Genomic DNA, 13,842 nt, shown 5'->3' with positions numbered 1-13,842 from the left:
TGCCAGCGGCTCCACCTTGGTAAGGGAGTAGGGGAATAGGGAAGTAAGGGAGTAGGGAAACAAGCCGTCCGGTTCTCGGACCATTCCCTACTGCCTTACTCCCCTACTCCCGTATTCCCCCAAATTACTTCTTCTTGCCGGCGATCGCCTTGGCCGGGCCCTTGCGGGTGCGCGCATTGGTATGCGTGCGCTGGCCACGGACCGGCAGCGAGCGGCGGTGACGCAGGCCGCGGTAGCAGCCGAGGTCCATAAGCCGCTTGATGTTCATCGAGACTTCGCGGCGCAGGTCGCCTTCGACCTGATAGTCGCGGTCGATCGTCTCGCGGATCTGCAGCACTTCCGCGTCGGTCAGCTGGTTGACGCGGCGGTCTGCCGGGATGCCGACCTTGTCGACGATCTCCTGGGCAAACTTCTTGCCGATGCCGTGAATGTACTGAAGCGCGATGACGACGCGCTTGTTGGTCGGAATGTTGACGCCGGCTATACGAGCCATTTCTTCTCATCTCCATATGGGCCGGACACGCCGGCGCTATCTAAGTTGCCCCGCGTCCGGTGGAGGCCGGCCCTTGCGGGAGTTTCCTGGTTCAAAGCGGTTGCCTTGCCCTTGCGGGCAAGCAAAGTCCATGCCTGACAGGAAGACGGGCCGCCATACCCCAACGGCTCCCTGCAGTCAAGCGCAATTTCTACTTGTCGGAACGGCCTACTTCGCCGTCGCCGCGAGCACGCCCTCGATCTCCGCGGTCACCGCGTCGATGCTGGCCATGCCGTCGACCGTCTTCAGCCTGCCCTTGGCGTAATAATAGCCGGTCAGCGGCGCCGTCTTCTTGTAATATTCGCGCAGGCGTTCTTCGAAAACCGCCGGATTGTCGTCCTTGCGCACCGGCTGGCCTGCGGCCTTGGCCTCCTCGGCCCGCTTGACGATGCGCCCGACCAGAGCCTTGTCGTCGACGACGAGCTCGATGACGCAGTCCAGCGCAATGTCACGCTCGGCAAGCATTGCTTCCACGGCATCGGCCTGCACCAGCGTGCGCGGATATCCGTCGAGGATGAAACCTCTGGCGCAATCGGGCTGATCGATTCGCTCGGCGACGATCGCGTTGACGATCGCGTCGGACACCAGCTCGCCGGCATCCATCACCGCCTTGGCCCGCTTGCCGACTTCGGTCCCGGCCTGGACGGCGGCACGCAGCATGTCACCCGTCGAAAGCTGGGGTATGCCGTGTTTGTCTACCAGTCTCTGTGCTTGCGTCCCCTTGCCCGCTCCTGGCGGCCCAAGCAATATCAGCCTCATCTGCTCCTCTTCCCCCCGCGCAACTTCGACTTCTTGATCAGGCCCTCATACTGGTGCGCGATCAGGTGACCCTGAATCTGCGCCACCGTGTCGAGCGTGACACTGACCACGATCAGAAGCGATGTGCCACCGAGGTAGAAAGGTACGCCAGTCGCTGAAATCAGGAACTCAGGCAAAAGACACACCAGCACTAGGTAGATGGCGCCGATGACGGTGATACGCGTCAGAACATAGTCGATATAGTCGGCGGTCCGCTCGCCCGGCCGATAGCCAGGAATGAAGCCGGAATGCTTCTTGAGCTGGTCGGCCGTGTCCTTCGGGTTGAAGACGATCGCAGTGTAGAAGAAGGCGAAGAAGATGATCATCGCCGCGTAGAACGCCATGTAGAGCGGCTGGCCGTGACCGAGGGAGGCCAGCACCATGCTTGCCCAGGCCGGCAGGTTGGTCGTCTGCGAGAAGCCGGCGACCGTTGCCGGCAGAAGCAGTAGCGAGGACGCGAAGATCGGCGGGATGACGCCCGAGGTGTTGAGCTTCAGCGGCAGATGCGAGGTGTCGCCCTGGAACATGCGGTTGCCGACCTGCCGCTTCGGATATTGGATGAGCAAGCGGCGCTGCGCGCGTTCGAAGAACACGATGACGGCGATGACGACGACGGCGAGAACGATGATCGCGAGAATCACGCTCGTGGACAGCGCGCCCGTGCGGCCGAGTTCCAGCGTGCCGGAAATGGCGCGCGGCAGGCCGGCGACGATGCCCGAGAAGATGATCAGCGAAATGCCGTTGCCGATGCCGCGCGCGGTGATCTGCTCGCCGAGCCACATCAGGAACATGGTGCCGCCGACCAGAGTGACGACGGTCGAGATGCGGAAGAACATGCCCGGATCGTTGACGATGCCGTTGCCGCCCTCAAGGCCGATCGAAATGCCGTAGGCCTGTACCAGCGCAAGCAGCACGGTGCCGTAGCGCGTGTACTGGTTGATGATCTTGCGGCCCTGCTCGCCTTCCTTCTTCAGCGATTCCAGCGACGGGATGACCGAGGTCATCAGCTGCATGATGATGGAGGCGGAGATGTAGGGCATGATGCCGAGCGCAAAGATCGCCATGCGCTGCACGGCGCCGCCGGCAAACATGTTGAACATGCCGAGCACGCCCTTGCTCTGCGAGGAGAAGGCCTGGGCGTAGGCGTCGGGATTGATGCCGGGAAGCGGGATATAGGTGCCGAGGCGATAGACGAGCAGCGCGCCGATGGTGAACCAGATGCGCTTCTTCAAATCCTCGGCCTTGGCGAAGGCCGCAAAATTGAGATTGGAGGCTAGTTGTTCAGCAGCCGAAGCCATGCCTGATTCTCCGCTAGGTCACGCTCGATGCCCGCAGTTCAGGCGGCGCGTGTCACCGAAGCTCACGAGATAAGCTCCGGACCGTAAACATGCAAGCGGCCGCGTTGACGCGGCCGCCTAATTGATCAGATCGAAACGCGGAACGCCGGCAAAAACGAAATCATTCCCGCCGGCCTGCGCTTCAAATCGCCGTTACTCGGCGGCGGCCGCTTCCGGCAGCTTCACCGAACCGCCGGCCTTCTCGATCTTCTCGATCGCCGCCTTGGAGGCGCCGGCGACGTCGAAGGAGAGCTTGGCCTTGAGCTCGCCGTCGGAGAGCACGCGCACACCGTCCTTGGCGCGGCGGATGACGCCGGCGGCGATCAGGGCCTCGGCCGTCACGGTCGCCTTGGCGTCGAGCTTCTTGGCATCGACAGCGGCCTGGATGCGGGCGAGCGACACGACGGTGAAGCTCTTGCCGAACAGGTTGTTGAAGCCGCGCTTCGGCAGGCGCCGGTAGAGCGGCATCTGGCCGCCCTCGAAGCCGTTGATGGCGACGCCCGAGCGCGCCTTCTGGCCCTTGACGCCGCGACCGGCGGTCTTGCCCGAGCCGGAGCCGATGCCGCGACCGAGGCGCTTCCTGGAATGCGTGGCGCCGTCCTTGTCACGCAGATCGTTGAGTTTCATCTTATCTCTCCTGCGCTTTCAGTTCAGCCCTCGTCCACGACGCGGACGAGGTGCTGGACGGCAGCGATCATGCCGCGCACGGAAGGGGTATCTTCCAGCGTGCGCCGCTTGTGCATCTTGTTCAGGCCGAGGCCGACCAGCGTCGCGTGCTGCTCCTTCGGCCGGCGGATCGGCGAACCGACCTGCTCGACGGTGATGGTCTTGGTAGCTTTCTTGGCCATGGTCGAAATCCCTGGTCAGAGCCGACTATTCTTCAGTCGCAACGGCGGTGCCGCGGCGAGCCTGAAGGGTCGAATACTTGATGCCGCGCGCGGCAGCCACATCCTTCGGATGCATCTGGCTCTTCAGCGCGTCGAAGGTGGCGCGAACCATGTTGTACGGGTTCGACGAACCCATCGACTTGGCGACCACGTCATGCATGCCGAGCGTCTCGAAGACGGCGCGCATCGGGCCACCCGCGATGATGCCGGTACCCTGCTTGGCGGCGCGCAGCAGCACACGTCCGGCGCCCCAACGGCCCTCGACGTCGTGGTGCAGCGTGCGGCCCGAGCGCAGCGGCACGAAGATCATGTCGCGCTTGGCCGATTCGGTCGCCTTGCGGATCGCTTCCGGCACTTCGCGCGCCTTGCCGTGGCCGAAGCCGACGCGGCCCTTCTGGTCGCCGACGACGACGAGGGCTGCAAAGCCGAAACGACGGCCGCCCTTCACCACCTTGGCGACGCGGTTGATGTGGACAAGCTTGTCCACCATGCCGTCGTCACGCTCTTCGCGTTCACGCTCGCGGCCGCGGCCGCCTTCCCTACGTTCCTGTGCCATATCCTAGTCCTTGTTCTTTTCCGGAAGCACGGGTTGCTGAAATGCCGGCGCCTCTTATGGGTCGCCGGCGGTGAAAAAATCAGAAGCTCAGACCGCCTTCGCGAGCAGCCTCGGCCAGTGCCTTGACGCGGCCGTGATAGATATAGGCACCACGGTCGAAGACGACTTCCTTGACGCCAGCCTTCGAAGCGCGCTCGGCAATCAGCTTGCCGACAGCAGCGGCGGCAGCGGTGTCGGCGCCGGTCTTGAGCGAACCCTTGAGGTCTTTCTCCAGGGTCGAGGCGGCGGCTAGCGTGTGGCCATTCGCATCGTCGATAACCTGGACGTAGATGTGCTTCGAGGTGCGGTGCACCGAGAGACGCGGACGCTCGCCGGCGACTTTCTTGAGCTGACGGCGCACGCGCTGCGCGCGGCGCTGAGTGATTTCTTTGGGACTAGCCATGGTGTCTGTTCCTTGCCTTCAGAAAACGGGGGCAACCCTGTGCGGTAGGCCACGCCTCCCGCGGTCGCGCCCCGCGGCGTTGCACTTCTCGGGCTTGGCCTTTTCCGAAAAGTCTGCAACTTTTCGGGGCCAAGCCTATTACTTCTTCTTGCCTTCCTTGCGGACGATCCGCTCGTCGGCATAACGCACGCCCTTGCCCTTGTAGGGTTCGGGACCGCGATACTCGCGGATCTCTGCCGCGACCTGGCCGACCTGCTGCTTGTCGATGCCGGAGACCGTGATTTCGGTCGGCTTTGGCACCGAGATCGTGATGCCCTGCGGCGTCTCATAGACCACGTCATGGCTGAAGCCGAGCGCGAGCTGCAGGTTCTTGCCCTGCAAGGCAGCACGATAGCCGACGCCGGTGATCTCGAGCTTCTTCTCGAAGCCGTCCTTCACACCCTGGAGGATGTTGACGATCTGCGTGCGCGACATGCCCCACTTGGCGCGGGCGTTCTTGGTCTGGTCGCGCGGCTCGACCGAGATCTCGGCGCCTTCCATCTTGACCAGCACTTCGTCGTTCACCACGAACTTCAGCTCGCCCTTGGGGCCCTTCGCCGTCACGGTCTGGCCGTTGACGGTCGCGGTCACGCCCTGCGGCAGCGAAACGGGTTTCTTTCCGATACGAGACATTTTGTTGTCCTCGTCACTTCTTTCGTTTCAGGTTCCAGTTCCCGGGCGCGATCCCGAGAACCGGAGCCCATTCATCAATCTCGTGCCGGATCAGAAGATCTGGCAGAGGATCTCGCCGCCGACATTCTGCTCACGCGCCTCGTGATCGGCCATCACGCCCTTCGGCGTCGAAAGGATGGCGATGCCGAGGCCATTGGCGACCTGCGGGATCGACTTGGCCGAGACATAGACGCGGCGGCCAGGCTTCGAGACGCGCTCGATCTCGCGCACGACAGGAGCGCCGTCGAAATACTTCAGCTCGATCTCGATTTCCGACTTGCCGTTCTCGAAGTCGGTCTGGCTGTAGTCGCGGATATAGCCTTCCGACTTCAGCACTTCGAGGACGCGGGCGCGCAGACGCGAGGCCGGGGTCGAGACGCTCGACTTCTTGCGGCCATAGGCGTTGCGGATGCGGGTCAGCATATCGCCGAGAGGATCGCTCAATGACATCTCAGTGTCTCCTTACCAGCTCGACTTGACCAGGCCCGGGATCTGGCCATTGTTGCCCAGATCGCGGAGCGCGATACGCGAAAGCTTGAGCTTGCGATAGTAGGCGCGCGGACGGCCGGTAACTTCGCAGCGGTTGCGGATGCGGATCTTCGCCGAGTTGCGCGGCAGCGCCGAAAGCTTCAACTGGGCGCGGAAACGCTCTTCCATCGGCTTGGACTGATCCATGACGATTTCCTTGAGCGCCTTGCGCTTGGCGGCATACTGACCGGCAAGCTTGCGGCGCCGGTTGTTCTTCTCGACTGAGCTGGTCTTTGCCATTTCAGATTTTTCCTTTTTCGCTGCCGTTACTGGCGGAAGGGGAAGTTGAAGGCCTTGAGCAGTGCTCTCGCCTCGTCGTCCGTCTTCGCCGTCGTACAAACGATGACGTCCATGCCCCAGACCTGATCAACCTTGTCGTAGTTGATCTCCGGGAACACGATGTGCTCCTTGATGCCCATGGCGTAGTTGCCACGGCCGTCAAAGCTCTTCGGGTTCAGTCCGCGAAAGTCGCGAACGCGCGGCAGCGCGATGTTCACGAGGCGATCGAGGAACTCGTACATGCGCTCCTTGCGCAGCGTGACCTTGGCGCCGATCGGCATGTTCTCGCGCACCTTGAAGCCCGCGATCGAGTTGCGGGCGCGGGTGACGACGGCCTTCTGGCCGGCGATCAGCGCGAGATCCTCGGCCGCGACCGAAGGCTTCTTCGAATCGCCGGTCGCCTCGCCGACACCCATGTTCAGCACGATCTTGTCCAGGCGCGGAACCTGCATGTCGTTGTCGTAGCCGAACTGCTCCTGCAGCGCCTTGCGGATGGTCTCGTTGTAGACCTTCTTGAGGCGCGGCTCGTTCTTGGCAGCCGCCTGCTTGGTTTCAGCCTTAGCCATTGATGACTTCTCCCGAGCGCTTGGCGACGCGCACCTTCTTGCCGTCCTTCTGGATGACGAAGCCGACGCGGGTCGGCTTGCCGTCCTTGGGGTCGGCCAGCGCGATGTTCGACAGGTGGATCGGCGCTTCCTTGGTGATGATCCCGCCCTCTTGGGACTGGGTCTGCTTCTGGTGACGGCGAATGAGGTTCACGCCGCGCACGAGCGCGGTGTCTTCCTTCGGCTGCACCGACAGGACTTCGCCCGAACGGCCCTTGTCCTTGCCGGCAAGCACGACAACCTTGTCGCCTTTTCTGATCTTCTGCATTGGTCCGGCTCCTTACAGCACTTCAGGCGCGAGCGAGATGATCTTCATGTGGTTCTTGGCGCGAAGCTCGCGCGGAACCGGCCCGAAGATACGCGTGCCGATCGGCTCTTTCTTGTTGTCGACGAGAACGGCCGCGTTCTTGTCGAAACGGATCACGCTGCCGTCCGGACGGCGGATGTCCTTGGCCGTGCGAACCACGACCGCCTTCATCACATCGCCCTTCTTAACGCGGCCGCGCGGGATGGCTTCCTTGATCGACACCACGATGATGTCGCCGACGGAGGCATACTTCCGCTTCGAGCCGCCCAGCACCTTGATGCACATGACACGACGAGCGCCGGAATTGTCCGCGACGTCGAGGTTTGTTTGCATCTGAATCATGACTGGCCGCCTTCTTCTTTTCTAACGGGACGGGTTCTTCACCCCTCCCCGGTCTGTCCAAAATTCGTTTGTTTACGCCTGGTCCGAAGTGACGACGATCCAGCGCTTGTCCTTGGAAATCGGCTTCGATTCCTGGATGAACACCTGGTCGCCGACCTTGTGGGCGTTGTTCTCGTCGTGCGCCTTGTACTTCTTGGTCATGCGCACGGTCTTCTTCATCACGGGGTGCGTGAAGCGCCGTTCGACCTTGACGACGACCGTCTTCTCGTTCTTGTCGCTGACGACGGTGCCCTGCAGAATGCGCTTTGGCATGGTCTTAACCCTTCTTGGCCGCGGCTTTTTCCGCGGCGATGGTCTTGATGCGCGCGATGTCCCTGCGGACCTGCTTCACGCGCGCGGTCTTCTCGAGCTGACCGGTGGCCTTCTGGAAGCGCAGGTTGAACTGCTCCTTCTTCAGGCTGGCCAGGTCGTCGGTCAGCTGATCCTGGGTCTTGGTCCGGATGTCTTCGGCTTTCATGGTTCAGCCCGTCCTTATTCTGCGATGCGCTGTACGAAGCGCGTCTTGACCGAGAGCTTGGCGGCGCCGAGACGCAGCGCCTCACGCGCGGTCTCCTCGCTGACGCCGTCGATCTCGAACATGATGCGGCCAGGCTTGACGCGCGCCGCCCAGTAGTCGACGGCACCCTTGCCCTTACCCATGCGCACTTCGGTCGGCTTCGAGGTGACCGGCAGATCCGGGAACACCCGGATCCAGACGCGGCCGGCGCGCTTCATCTCGCGGGTGATCGCGCGGCGGGCCGCCTCGATCTCGCGCGCGGTGACGCGGTTCGGCTCAAGCGCCTTCAGCCCGAAACCGCCGAAATCCAGATTGGTGCCGCCCTTGGCGGCACCGTGGATACGGCCCTTGAACTGCTTGCGGAACTTTGTGCGCTTTGGCTGCAGCATCGTTCTAACTCCAAATTCTCAAATGTCTCAGGCGTTCTCGCGACGACGACCGCGCTCGCGCTCGCCAGCGGCGCCTGCATGATCGCCCTCGGTGGCGCGACGCTCGGAGGCCATCGGGTCATGCTCGAGGATCTCGCCCTTGAACACCCACACCTTGACGCCGCAGATGCCGTAGGCCGTGTTCGCTTCGGCAACGCCGTAGTCGACGTCGGCGCGTAGCGTGTGCAGCGGCACGCGGCCCTCGCGGTACCACTCCATGCGCGCGATTTCGGCGCCGCCGAGACGGCCGGAGCAGTTGATGCGGATGCCTTCGGCGCCGAGACGCATGGCCGACTGAACGGCACGCTTCATGGCGCGGCGGAACGCGATGCGGCGCTCGAGCTGCTGGGCGATCGACTGGGCGATCAGCGTGGCGTCGATTTCCGGCTTGCGCACCTCGACGATGTTGAGGTGCGTCTCGGACTTCGTCATCTCCATCAGCTTCTTGCGAAGCTTCTCGATGTCGGCGCCCTTCTTGCCGATGATCAGGCCCGGGCGCGCGGCATGGATGGTGACGCGGCACTTCTTGTGCGGACGCTCGATCACGACCTTGGAGATCGCGGCCTGCTTGAGTTCCTTCTCAAGATACTTGCGGATCTTGATGTCCTCGTGCAGCAGCTGGCCGTACTCGCCGGTGTTCGCGAACCAGCGCGAATCCCAGGTGCGGTTGATGCCGAGACGCAGCCCGATCGGATTGACTTTCTGGCCCATTATGCGGCCTCCCCTTTTTCCTCGACTTCACGAACAACGATCGTGAGGTGCGAGAACGGCTTCTCGATACGGCTGGCGCGACCACGGCCACGAGCGTGGAACCGCTTCATAACAATCGACTTGCCGACATAGGCTTCCGCCACGATCAGCGCGTCGACGTCGAGGTCGTGGTTGTTTTCCGCGTTGGCGATCGCCGACTCCAGCGTCTTCTTGACCGTGCCGGAAATCCGCTTGGCCGAGAATTCGAGGTCGGAAAGCGCTGTCGCGACCTTCTTGCCGCGGATCAGCGCGGCAACCAGGTTCAGCTTCTGCGGGCTGATACGGATCGTGCGCAGAACGGCGCGCGCTTCGTTGTCAGCAAGCCTGCGCGGAGCTTTGGCCTTGCCCATGATTATTTCCTCTTCGCCTTCTTATCCGCGCCATGACCGTAGTAGGTCCGGGTCGGAGCGAATTCACCGAACTTGTGACCGACCATGTCCTCGTTCACGGAGACGGGAACATGCTTCTGGCCGTTGTAGACACCGAAGGTGAAGCCGACGAACTGCGGCAGGATGGTGGAGCGGCGGCTCCACATCTTGATCACCTCATTGCGACCGCCTTCACGAACCTTGTCCACCTTCTTGAGAAGGTAGCCGTCGATGAAGGGGCCTTTCCAAATCGAACGAGTCACTTGGCGTTACCTCTTCTTAGCTCTTGCGCTGATGGCGCGAGCGCACGATGAACTTGTCGGTCGCCTTGTTGGACCGCGTCTTCTTGCCCTTGGTCGGCTTGCCCCAGGGCGAAACCGGATGACGGCCACCCGAGGTGCGGCCTTCGCCGCCGCCGTGCGGATGATCGACCGGGTTCATGGCCACGCCGCGGTTGTGCGGGCGCTTGCCGCGCCATACCGTGCGGCCGGCCTTGCCGTCGTTGATGTTGCCGTGGTCGGGGTTCGACACGGCGCCGACGGTGGCCATGCAGGAGCCGTGCACGACGCGCTGCTCGCCCGAGTTCAGGCGCAGGATCGCCATGCCCTGGTCGCGGCCGACGAGCTGGGCGTAGCCGCCAGCCGAACGGGCGACCTGGCCGCCCTTGCCCGGCTTCAGCTCGATGTTGTGAACGATCGTGCCGACCGGCATCGAGGCCAGCGGCATCGCGTTGCCCGGCTTCACGTCGACCGCTTCGCCGGCCACGATCTTGTCGCCGGCAGCAAGACGCTGCGGCGCCAGGATGTAGGACAGCTCGCCGTCGTCATACTTGATCAGCGCGATGAAGGCGGTGCGGTTCGGATCGTATTCGATACGTTCCACCGTGCCGACGACATCGTACTTCTTACGCTTGAAGTCGATGATGCGGTACGAACGCTTGTGACCGCCGCCGATGAAGCGGGCCGTGATGCGGCCGTAATTGTTGCGGCCGCCCGACTTGGTCAGGCCTTCGGTCAGGCCCTTGACGGGCTTGCCCTTATAGAGGCCCGAGCGGTCGACGATGACCAGCTGGCGGGTGCTCGGCGTTACCGGGTTGAATTTCTTGAGTGCCATTGTCCTGTCCTCGCGGCCTTGCTCAGAGACCCGTCGCGACGTCGATCGACTGGCCGTCGGCCAGCGTCACAACCGCCTTCTTGACGTCGCCCTGGCGGCCAACCGTGCCGCGGAAGCGCTTGATCTTGCCCTTGCGGACGAGCGTGTTCACGGCCATCACCTTGACTCCGAAGAGCGCTTCGACGGCGGCCTTGATTTCCGGCTTCGACGCCTTCTTGGCGACGTTGAAGACGACCTGGTTCTGCTCGGAAGCCATGGTCGACTTTTCAGTGATCGCCGGCGAGACGATCACGTCGTAGTGACGAAGGTCGGTCATTTGAAGCGCTCCTCGAGAGCCTCGACGGCGGCCTTCGAAAGGACCAGCGTGCCGCGGCGCAGAATGTCGTAGACATTGATGCCCTGGATGGGCAGCACGTCGATGTTCGGAATGTTGGTCGCCGCCCGCTTGAAGTTCTGGTCGAGCTCGGCGCCGCCGATCACCAGGGCGTTGGTGAGCCCGAGCGTCTCGAGGCTCGCCGCCAGTGCCTTGGTCTTGGCCTCGGCCAGCTTCAGATCGTCGACGATGATCAGCGAGGCGCTCTTGGCCTTGGCCGAGAGAGCATGCTTCAAGCCCAGCGCGCGCACCTTCTTCGGCAGGTCGTGCTCGTGGCTGCGCACGACCGGGCCGTGCGCCTTGCCGCCGCCGCGGAACTGCGGAGCGCGAGCCGAATGGTGACGGGCGCGGCCCGTACCCTTCTGCTTGTACATCTTGGCGCCGGTGCGCGCGATCTCGGCGCGGCCCTTGGCCTTGTGCGTGCCCTGCTGCTTCTTGGCGAGCTGCCAGCGCACGACGCGCTGCAGGATGTCCTCGCGCGGGTCAAGGCCGAAAATCTCCTCGGAGAGTTTCACCTTGCCGGCGTCCTTGCCGCCGAGCGTTGTAATCTTGAGGTCCATTATTCCGCTCCCTCAGTGGCCGGGGCTTCATTCTTGGCGGCAGCGGCGCGGATCGCGGCAGGCTTCGGCGCGTTGGCCGGCAGCGCAACCTTGGCAGCGTCACGGACCAGGATCCAGGCGCCCTTGACGCCGGGAACCGCACCGCGGATCAGGATCAGGCCACGGTCGGCATCGGTCGAGACGACCTCGACATTCTGCGTGGTGACGCGGACGTCGCCCATGTGGCCGGCCATCTTCTTGCCCTTGAACACCTTGCCGGGGTCCTGGCGCTGGCCGGTCGAACCGTGCGTACGGTGCGAGACCGAGTTACCGTGCGTGGCGCGGCCGCCCCCCATGTTGTGCCGCTTGATCACGCCCTGGAAACCCTTACCGGTCGAGGTGCCGGTGACGTCGACCTTCTGGCCGGCGACGAAATGCTCGACGGTGAGCTCAGCGCCGACGTCGATCATGTTGTCGGCGGAGACGCGGAACTCGGCGAGCTTCGCCTTCGGCTCGACGGAGGCGGCAGCGAAATGGCCGCGCATCGCCTTCGACGTGTTCTTCACCTTGGCAAGGCCAACGCCGAGCTGGACGGCGGTGTAGCCGTTCTTCTCCTGCGTGCGCTGCGCCACGACCTGGCAGTTCTCCATCTGGAGAACGGTGACGGGAACGTGTTCCCCGGCATCGTTATAGATGCGGGTCATTCCCACCTTCTTTGCAATCACACCTGAACGCATCGGTTCAATTCCTTTAGAGTTCCGGGCCAGGGGCACCGCCCCTTACCGCGCTCTCATTCCCTTAGAGCTTGATCTCGACGTCGACACCGGCGGCCAGATCGAGCTTCATCAAAGCATCGACCGTCTGCGGGGTCGGATCGACGATGTCGAGCAGACGCTTGTGCGTGCGCATCTCGAACTGCTCGCGGCTCTTCTTGTCGACGTGGGGCGACCGGTTGACCGTGAATTTTTCGATCCGCGTCGGCAGCGGAATGGGGCCGCGGACGTTGGCGCCGGTGCGCTTGGCGGTCGACACGATTTCGCGCGTCGAGGCGTCGAGCACCCGGTGATCAAACGCCTTAAGGCGGATGCGGATATTCTGTCCGTTCATGCGTCAATTCCTTGTTCTGGCGCGGCGCGGGCAGCTCCCGCGCCCGCGACAGATCCGTTTCAGTCCAATTACTCTTTGATGGTGACGACGATGCCGGCACCGACGGTGCGGCCGCCTTCACGGATGGCGAAGCGCAGCTTCTCTTCCATCGCGATCGGCACGATCAGCTCGACGTCGACGGTGATGTTGTCGCCAGGCATCACCATCTCGGTGCCCGCCGGCAGCGTCACGATGCCGGTCACGTCGGTGGTGCGGAAGTAGAACTGCGGACGGTAGTTGGTGAAGAACGGCGTGTGGCGGCCGCCCTCGTCCTTGGTCAGGATGTAGGCTTCGGCAACGAACTTCTTGTGCGGCTTGACCGAACCCGGCTTGGCCAGAACCTGGCCGCGCTCGACGCCTTCACGGTCGACACCGCGCAGCAGCGCGCCGATGTTGTCGCCGGCCTGGCCCTGATCGAGCAGCTTGCGGAACATCTCGACGCCCGTGCAGGTCGTCTTGGTGGTCGGACGGATGCCGACGATCTCAAGCTCCTCGCCGACCTTGACCACGCCGCGCTCGACGCGGCCGGTCACGACCGTGCCGCGGCCAGAGATCGAGAACACGTCCTCGATCGGCATCAGGAACGGCTTGTCCAGCGGACGCACCGGCGTCGGGATGTAGGCGTCGACCTGGGCCATCAGCTCGCGGATGGCGTCCTCGCCGATGGTCTTGTTGGAGTCCTCAAGGGCGGCCAGCGCCGAGCCCTTGACGATCGGAATGTCGTCGCCGGGGAATTCGTTCTTGGTCAGCAGCTCGCGAACCTCGAGCTCGACCAGCTCAAGCAGCTCGGCGTCGTCGACCTGGTCGACCTTGTTCAGGAACACCACGATCGAGGGCACGCCGACCTGGCGGGCAAGCAGGATGTGCTCGCGCGTCTGCGGCATCGGGCCGTCGGCGGCCGAAACCACCAGGATCGCGCCGTCCATCTGGGCGGCACCGGTGATCATGTTCTTCACATAGTCGGCGTGGCCGGGGCAGTCGACGTGGGCATAGTGACGGTTGGCCGTCTCGTACTCGACGTGCGCCGTCGAGATCGTGATGCCGCGCGCCTTCTCTTCAGGGGCCGCGTCGATCTGGTCATAGCGCTTGTATTCGCCAAAATACTTCGTGATCGCCGCCGTCAGCGACGTCTTGCCATGATCGACGTGCCCGATCGTGCCAATGTTCACATGCGGCTTGGTGCGCTCGAATTTACCTTTTGCCATGTGATGTCTCCATTCCTTGCCCGTGCGGGGCTCAAATTAA

Annotated in this window: 25 protein-coding genes; all 25 read right to left on the bottom strand. The window is 63.3% G+C overall.

Annotated features, from left to right (window positions below; all coding sequences use genetic code 11):
- Positions 1-124: 124 nt before the first annotated feature.
- Entirely contained in the window at positions 125-493 is a 369-nt protein-coding gene (gene rpsM, locus EN853_RS04470) for a 30S ribosomal protein S13 (protein WP_027170351.1), read from the bottom strand.
- A 207-nt stretch (positions 494-700) separates the two neighbouring features.
- Positions 701-1,291, bottom strand: a complete 591-nt coding sequence (locus tag EN853_RS04465; protein ID WP_127858213.1) for an adenylate kinase — start codon at positions 1,289-1,291, stop codon at positions 701-703.
- Positions 1,288-2,628, bottom strand: a complete 1,341-nt coding sequence (gene secY, locus EN853_RS04460) for a preprotein translocase subunit SecY (RefSeq protein WP_127858214.1) — start codon at positions 2,626-2,628, stop codon at positions 1,288-1,290. Before secY ends, EN853_RS04465 begins: the two co-directional genes overlap by 4 nt.
- A 192-nt stretch (positions 2,629-2,820) precedes the next feature.
- Positions 2,821-3,294, bottom strand: a complete 474-nt coding sequence (rplO, locus tag EN853_RS04455) for a 50S ribosomal protein L15 (RefSeq protein ID WP_126094104.1) — start codon at positions 3,292-3,294, stop codon at positions 2,821-2,823.
- Between the two features lie 23 nt (positions 3,295-3,317).
- On the bottom strand, positions 3,318-3,515 hold the full coding sequence (gene rpmD, locus EN853_RS04450; protein WP_127858215.1) for a 50S ribosomal protein L30: 198 nt from the start codon (positions 3,513-3,515) through the stop codon (positions 3,318-3,320).
- A 25-nt stretch (positions 3,516-3,540) separates the two neighbouring features.
- The gene (rpsE, locus tag EN853_RS04445; protein ID WP_095807478.1) at positions 3,541-4,110 is read right to left on the bottom strand and encodes a 30S ribosomal protein S5; all 570 of its coding nucleotides are present in this window, start codon (positions 4,108-4,110) and stop codon (positions 3,541-3,543) included.
- 79 nt (positions 4,111-4,189) lie between these two features.
- On the bottom strand, positions 4,190-4,552 hold the full coding sequence (rplR, locus tag EN853_RS04440; protein WP_127858216.1) for a 50S ribosomal protein L18: 363 nt from the start codon (positions 4,550-4,552) through the stop codon (positions 4,190-4,192).
- Positions 4,553-4,690: 138 nt separating this feature from the next.
- Positions 4,691-5,224 (bottom strand): 50S ribosomal protein L6, encoded by a 534-nt coding sequence (gene rplF, locus EN853_RS04435; protein ID WP_127858217.1) that lies wholly within the window; start codon positions 5,222-5,224, stop codon positions 4,691-4,693.
- Between the two features lie 90 nt (positions 5,225-5,314).
- On the bottom strand, positions 5,315-5,713 hold the full coding sequence (rpsH, locus tag EN853_RS04430; RefSeq protein WP_042642201.1) for a 30S ribosomal protein S8: 399 nt from the start codon (positions 5,711-5,713) through the stop codon (positions 5,315-5,317).
- A gap of 12 nt (positions 5,714-5,725) precedes the next feature.
- Positions 5,726-6,031: a 30S ribosomal protein S14 gene (rpsN, locus tag EN853_RS04425; protein ID WP_095777623.1), complete on the bottom strand. Its 306-nt coding sequence runs from the start codon at positions 6,029-6,031 to the stop codon at positions 5,726-5,728.
- Between the two features lie 26 nt (positions 6,032-6,057).
- Positions 6,058-6,636: a 50S ribosomal protein L5 gene (rplE, locus tag EN853_RS04420; protein WP_095815056.1), complete on the bottom strand. Its 579-nt coding sequence runs from the start codon at positions 6,634-6,636 to the stop codon at positions 6,058-6,060.
- Entirely contained in the window at positions 6,629-6,943 is a 315-nt protein-coding gene (rplX, locus tag EN853_RS04415) for a 50S ribosomal protein L24 (RefSeq protein WP_127858218.1), read from the bottom strand. The genes rplE and rplX overlap by 8 nt, the downstream gene beginning before the upstream one ends.
- 12 nt (positions 6,944-6,955) lie before the next feature.
- Positions 6,956-7,324, bottom strand: a complete 369-nt coding sequence (gene rplN / locus EN853_RS04410) for a 50S ribosomal protein L14 (protein ID WP_006205457.1) — start codon at positions 7,322-7,324, stop codon at positions 6,956-6,958.
- A gap of 72 nt (positions 7,325-7,396) precedes the next feature.
- Positions 7,397-7,636, bottom strand: a complete 240-nt coding sequence (rpsQ, locus tag EN853_RS04405; protein WP_027170362.1) for a 30S ribosomal protein S17 — start codon at positions 7,634-7,636, stop codon at positions 7,397-7,399.
- Positions 7,637-7,640: 4 nt separating this feature from the next.
- Positions 7,641-7,841, bottom strand: coding sequence for a 50S ribosomal protein L29 (gene rpmC / locus EN853_RS04400; RefSeq protein ID WP_095807484.1), 201 nt, complete (start codon positions 7,839-7,841; stop codon positions 7,641-7,643).
- 14 nt (positions 7,842-7,855) lie between these two features.
- Complete coding sequence (gene rplP, locus EN853_RS04395) at positions 7,856-8,269, bottom strand: 50S ribosomal protein L16 (protein ID WP_095765511.1); 414 nt, start codon at positions 8,267-8,269, stop codon at positions 7,856-7,858.
- A 27-nt stretch (positions 8,270-8,296) separates the two neighbouring features.
- Complete coding sequence (gene rpsC / locus EN853_RS04390) at positions 8,297-9,019, bottom strand: 30S ribosomal protein S3 (protein ID WP_126084115.1); 723 nt, start codon at positions 9,017-9,019, stop codon at positions 8,297-8,299.
- A complete protein-coding gene (gene rplV / locus EN853_RS04385) occupies positions 9,019-9,408 on the bottom strand; it encodes a 50S ribosomal protein L22 (protein ID WP_006205462.1) in 390 nt (129 codons plus the stop codon). Before rplV ends, rpsC begins: the two co-directional genes overlap by 1 nt.
- 2 nt (positions 9,409-9,410) lie before the next feature.
- Positions 9,411-9,689, bottom strand: coding sequence for a 30S ribosomal protein S19 (gene rpsS, locus EN853_RS04380; protein ID WP_006205463.1), 279 nt, complete (start codon positions 9,687-9,689; stop codon positions 9,411-9,413).
- A 16-nt stretch (positions 9,690-9,705) separates the two neighbouring features.
- Positions 9,706-10,539, bottom strand: a complete 834-nt coding sequence (rplB, locus tag EN853_RS04375) for a 50S ribosomal protein L2 (protein ID WP_040970375.1) — start codon at positions 10,537-10,539, stop codon at positions 9,706-9,708.
- A 22-nt stretch (positions 10,540-10,561) separates the two neighbouring features.
- A complete protein-coding gene (locus EN853_RS04370) occupies positions 10,562-10,855 on the bottom strand; it encodes a 50S ribosomal protein L23 (RefSeq protein ID WP_059188488.1) in 294 nt (97 codons plus the stop codon).
- Positions 10,852-11,472 carry a 50S ribosomal protein L4 gene (rplD, locus tag EN853_RS04365; RefSeq protein ID WP_127858219.1) on the bottom strand — a complete coding sequence of 207 codons (621 nt, stop codon included), beginning with the start codon at positions 11,470-11,472 and terminating at the stop codon, positions 10,852-10,854. The genes EN853_RS04370 and rplD overlap by 4 nt, the downstream gene beginning before the upstream one ends.
- On the bottom strand, positions 11,472-12,188 hold the full coding sequence (gene rplC / locus EN853_RS04360; protein WP_059188486.1) for a 50S ribosomal protein L3: 717 nt from the start codon (positions 12,186-12,188) through the stop codon (positions 11,472-11,474). Before rplC ends, rplD begins: the two co-directional genes overlap by 1 nt.
- 61 nt (positions 12,189-12,249) lie before the next feature.
- Positions 12,250-12,558: a 30S ribosomal protein S10 gene (gene rpsJ / locus EN853_RS04355; RefSeq protein ID WP_006205468.1), complete on the bottom strand. Its 309-nt coding sequence runs from the start codon at positions 12,556-12,558 to the stop codon at positions 12,250-12,252.
- A 68-nt stretch (positions 12,559-12,626) separates the two neighbouring features.
- Complete coding sequence (gene tuf / locus EN853_RS04350) at positions 12,627-13,802, bottom strand: elongation factor Tu (protein WP_095805843.1); 1,176 nt, start codon at positions 13,800-13,802, stop codon at positions 12,627-12,629.
- Positions 13,803-13,842 lie beyond the last annotated feature (40 nt).

It is taken from the genome of Mesorhizobium sp. M1C.F.Ca.ET.210.01.1.1 (genome assembly GCF_004791585.1).
Lineage (GTDB): Bacteria > Pseudomonadota > Alphaproteobacteria > Rhizobiales > Rhizobiaceae > Mesorhizobium.
The sequence above is the reverse complement of the archived record's forward strand: the minus strand, read 5'-3'. Positions and strand labels throughout refer to the sequence as shown.

Coding starts and splice junctions, on each gene's coding strand:
- rpsQ (WP_027170362.1), bottom strand. CDS start 7,636: ATGCCAAAGCGCATTCTGCAGGGCACCGTCGTCAGCGACAAGAACGAG.
- rpsH (WP_042642201.1), bottom strand. CDS start 5,713: ATGTCATTGAGCGATCCTCTCGGCGATATGCTGACCCGCATCCGCAAC.
- rpsJ (WP_006205468.1), bottom strand. CDS start 12,558: ATGAACGGACAGAATATCCGCATCCGCCTTAAGGCGTTTGATCACCGG.
- rpsM (WP_027170351.1), bottom strand. CDS start 493: ATGGCTCGTATAGCCGGCGTCAACATTCCGACCAACAAGCGCGTCGTC.
- rplE (WP_095815056.1), bottom strand. CDS start 6,636: ATGGCTAAGGCTGAAACCAAGCAGGCGGCTGCCAAGAACGAGCCGCGC.
- rplF (WP_127858217.1), bottom strand. CDS start 5,224: ATGTCTCGTATCGGAAAGAAACCCGTTTCGCTGCCGCAGGGCGTGACC.
- rplC (WP_059188486.1), bottom strand. CDS start 12,188: ATGCGTTCAGGTGTGATTGCAAAGAAGGTGGGAATGACCCGCATCTAT.
- rplR (WP_127858216.1), bottom strand. CDS start 4,552: ATGGCTAGTCCCAAAGAAATCACTCAGCGCCGCGCGCAGCGCGTGCGC.
- rplN (WP_006205457.1), bottom strand. CDS start 7,324: ATGATTCAGATGCAAACAAACCTCGACGTCGCGGACAATTCCGGCGCT.
- rplX (WP_127858218.1), bottom strand. CDS start 6,943: ATGCAGAAGATCAGAAAAGGCGACAAGGTTGTCGTGCTTGCCGGCAAG.
- rplO (WP_126094104.1), bottom strand. CDS start 3,294: ATGAAACTCAACGATCTGCGTGACAAGGACGGCGCCACGCATTCCAGG.
- rplV (WP_006205462.1), bottom strand. CDS start 9,408: ATGGGCAAGGCCAAAGCTCCGCGCAGGCTTGCTGACAACGAAGCGCGC.
- rplD (WP_127858219.1), bottom strand. CDS start 11,472: ATGGACCTCAAGATTACAACGCTCGGCGGCAAGGACGCCGGCAAGGTG.
- secY (WP_127858214.1), bottom strand. CDS start 2,628: ATGGCTTCGGCTGCTGAACAACTAGCCTCCAATCTCAATTTTGCGGCC.
- rpmD (WP_127858215.1), bottom strand. CDS start 3,515: ATGGCCAAGAAAGCTACCAAGACCATCACCGTCGAGCAGGTCGGTTCG.
- EN853_RS04370 (WP_059188488.1), bottom strand. CDS start 10,855: ATGACCGACCTTCGTCACTACGACGTGATCGTCTCGCCGGCGATCACT.
- rpsC (WP_126084115.1), bottom strand. CDS start 9,019: ATGGGCCAGAAAGTCAATCCGATCGGGCTGCGTCTCGGCATCAACCGC.
- rplB (WP_040970375.1), bottom strand. CDS start 10,539: ATGGCACTCAAGAAATTCAACCCGGTAACGCCGAGCACCCGCCAGCTG.
- rpsE (WP_095807478.1), bottom strand. CDS start 4,110: ATGGCACAGGAACGTAGGGAAGGCGGCCGCGGCCGCGAGCGTGAACGC.
- tuf (WP_095805843.1), bottom strand. CDS start 13,802: ATGGCAAAAGGTAAATTCGAGCGCACCAAGCCGCATGTGAACATTGGC.
- rplP (WP_095765511.1), bottom strand. CDS start 8,269: ATGCTGCAGCCAAAGCGCACAAAGTTCCGCAAGCAGTTCAAGGGCCGT.
- rpmC (WP_095807484.1), bottom strand. CDS start 7,841: ATGAAAGCCGAAGACATCCGGACCAAGACCCAGGATCAGCTGACCGAC.
- EN853_RS04465 (WP_127858213.1), bottom strand. CDS start 1,291: ATGAGGCTGATATTGCTTGGGCCGCCAGGAGCGGGCAAGGGGACGCAA.
- rpsN (WP_095777623.1), bottom strand. CDS start 6,031: ATGGCAAAGACCAGCTCAGTCGAGAAGAACAACCGGCGCCGCAAGCTT.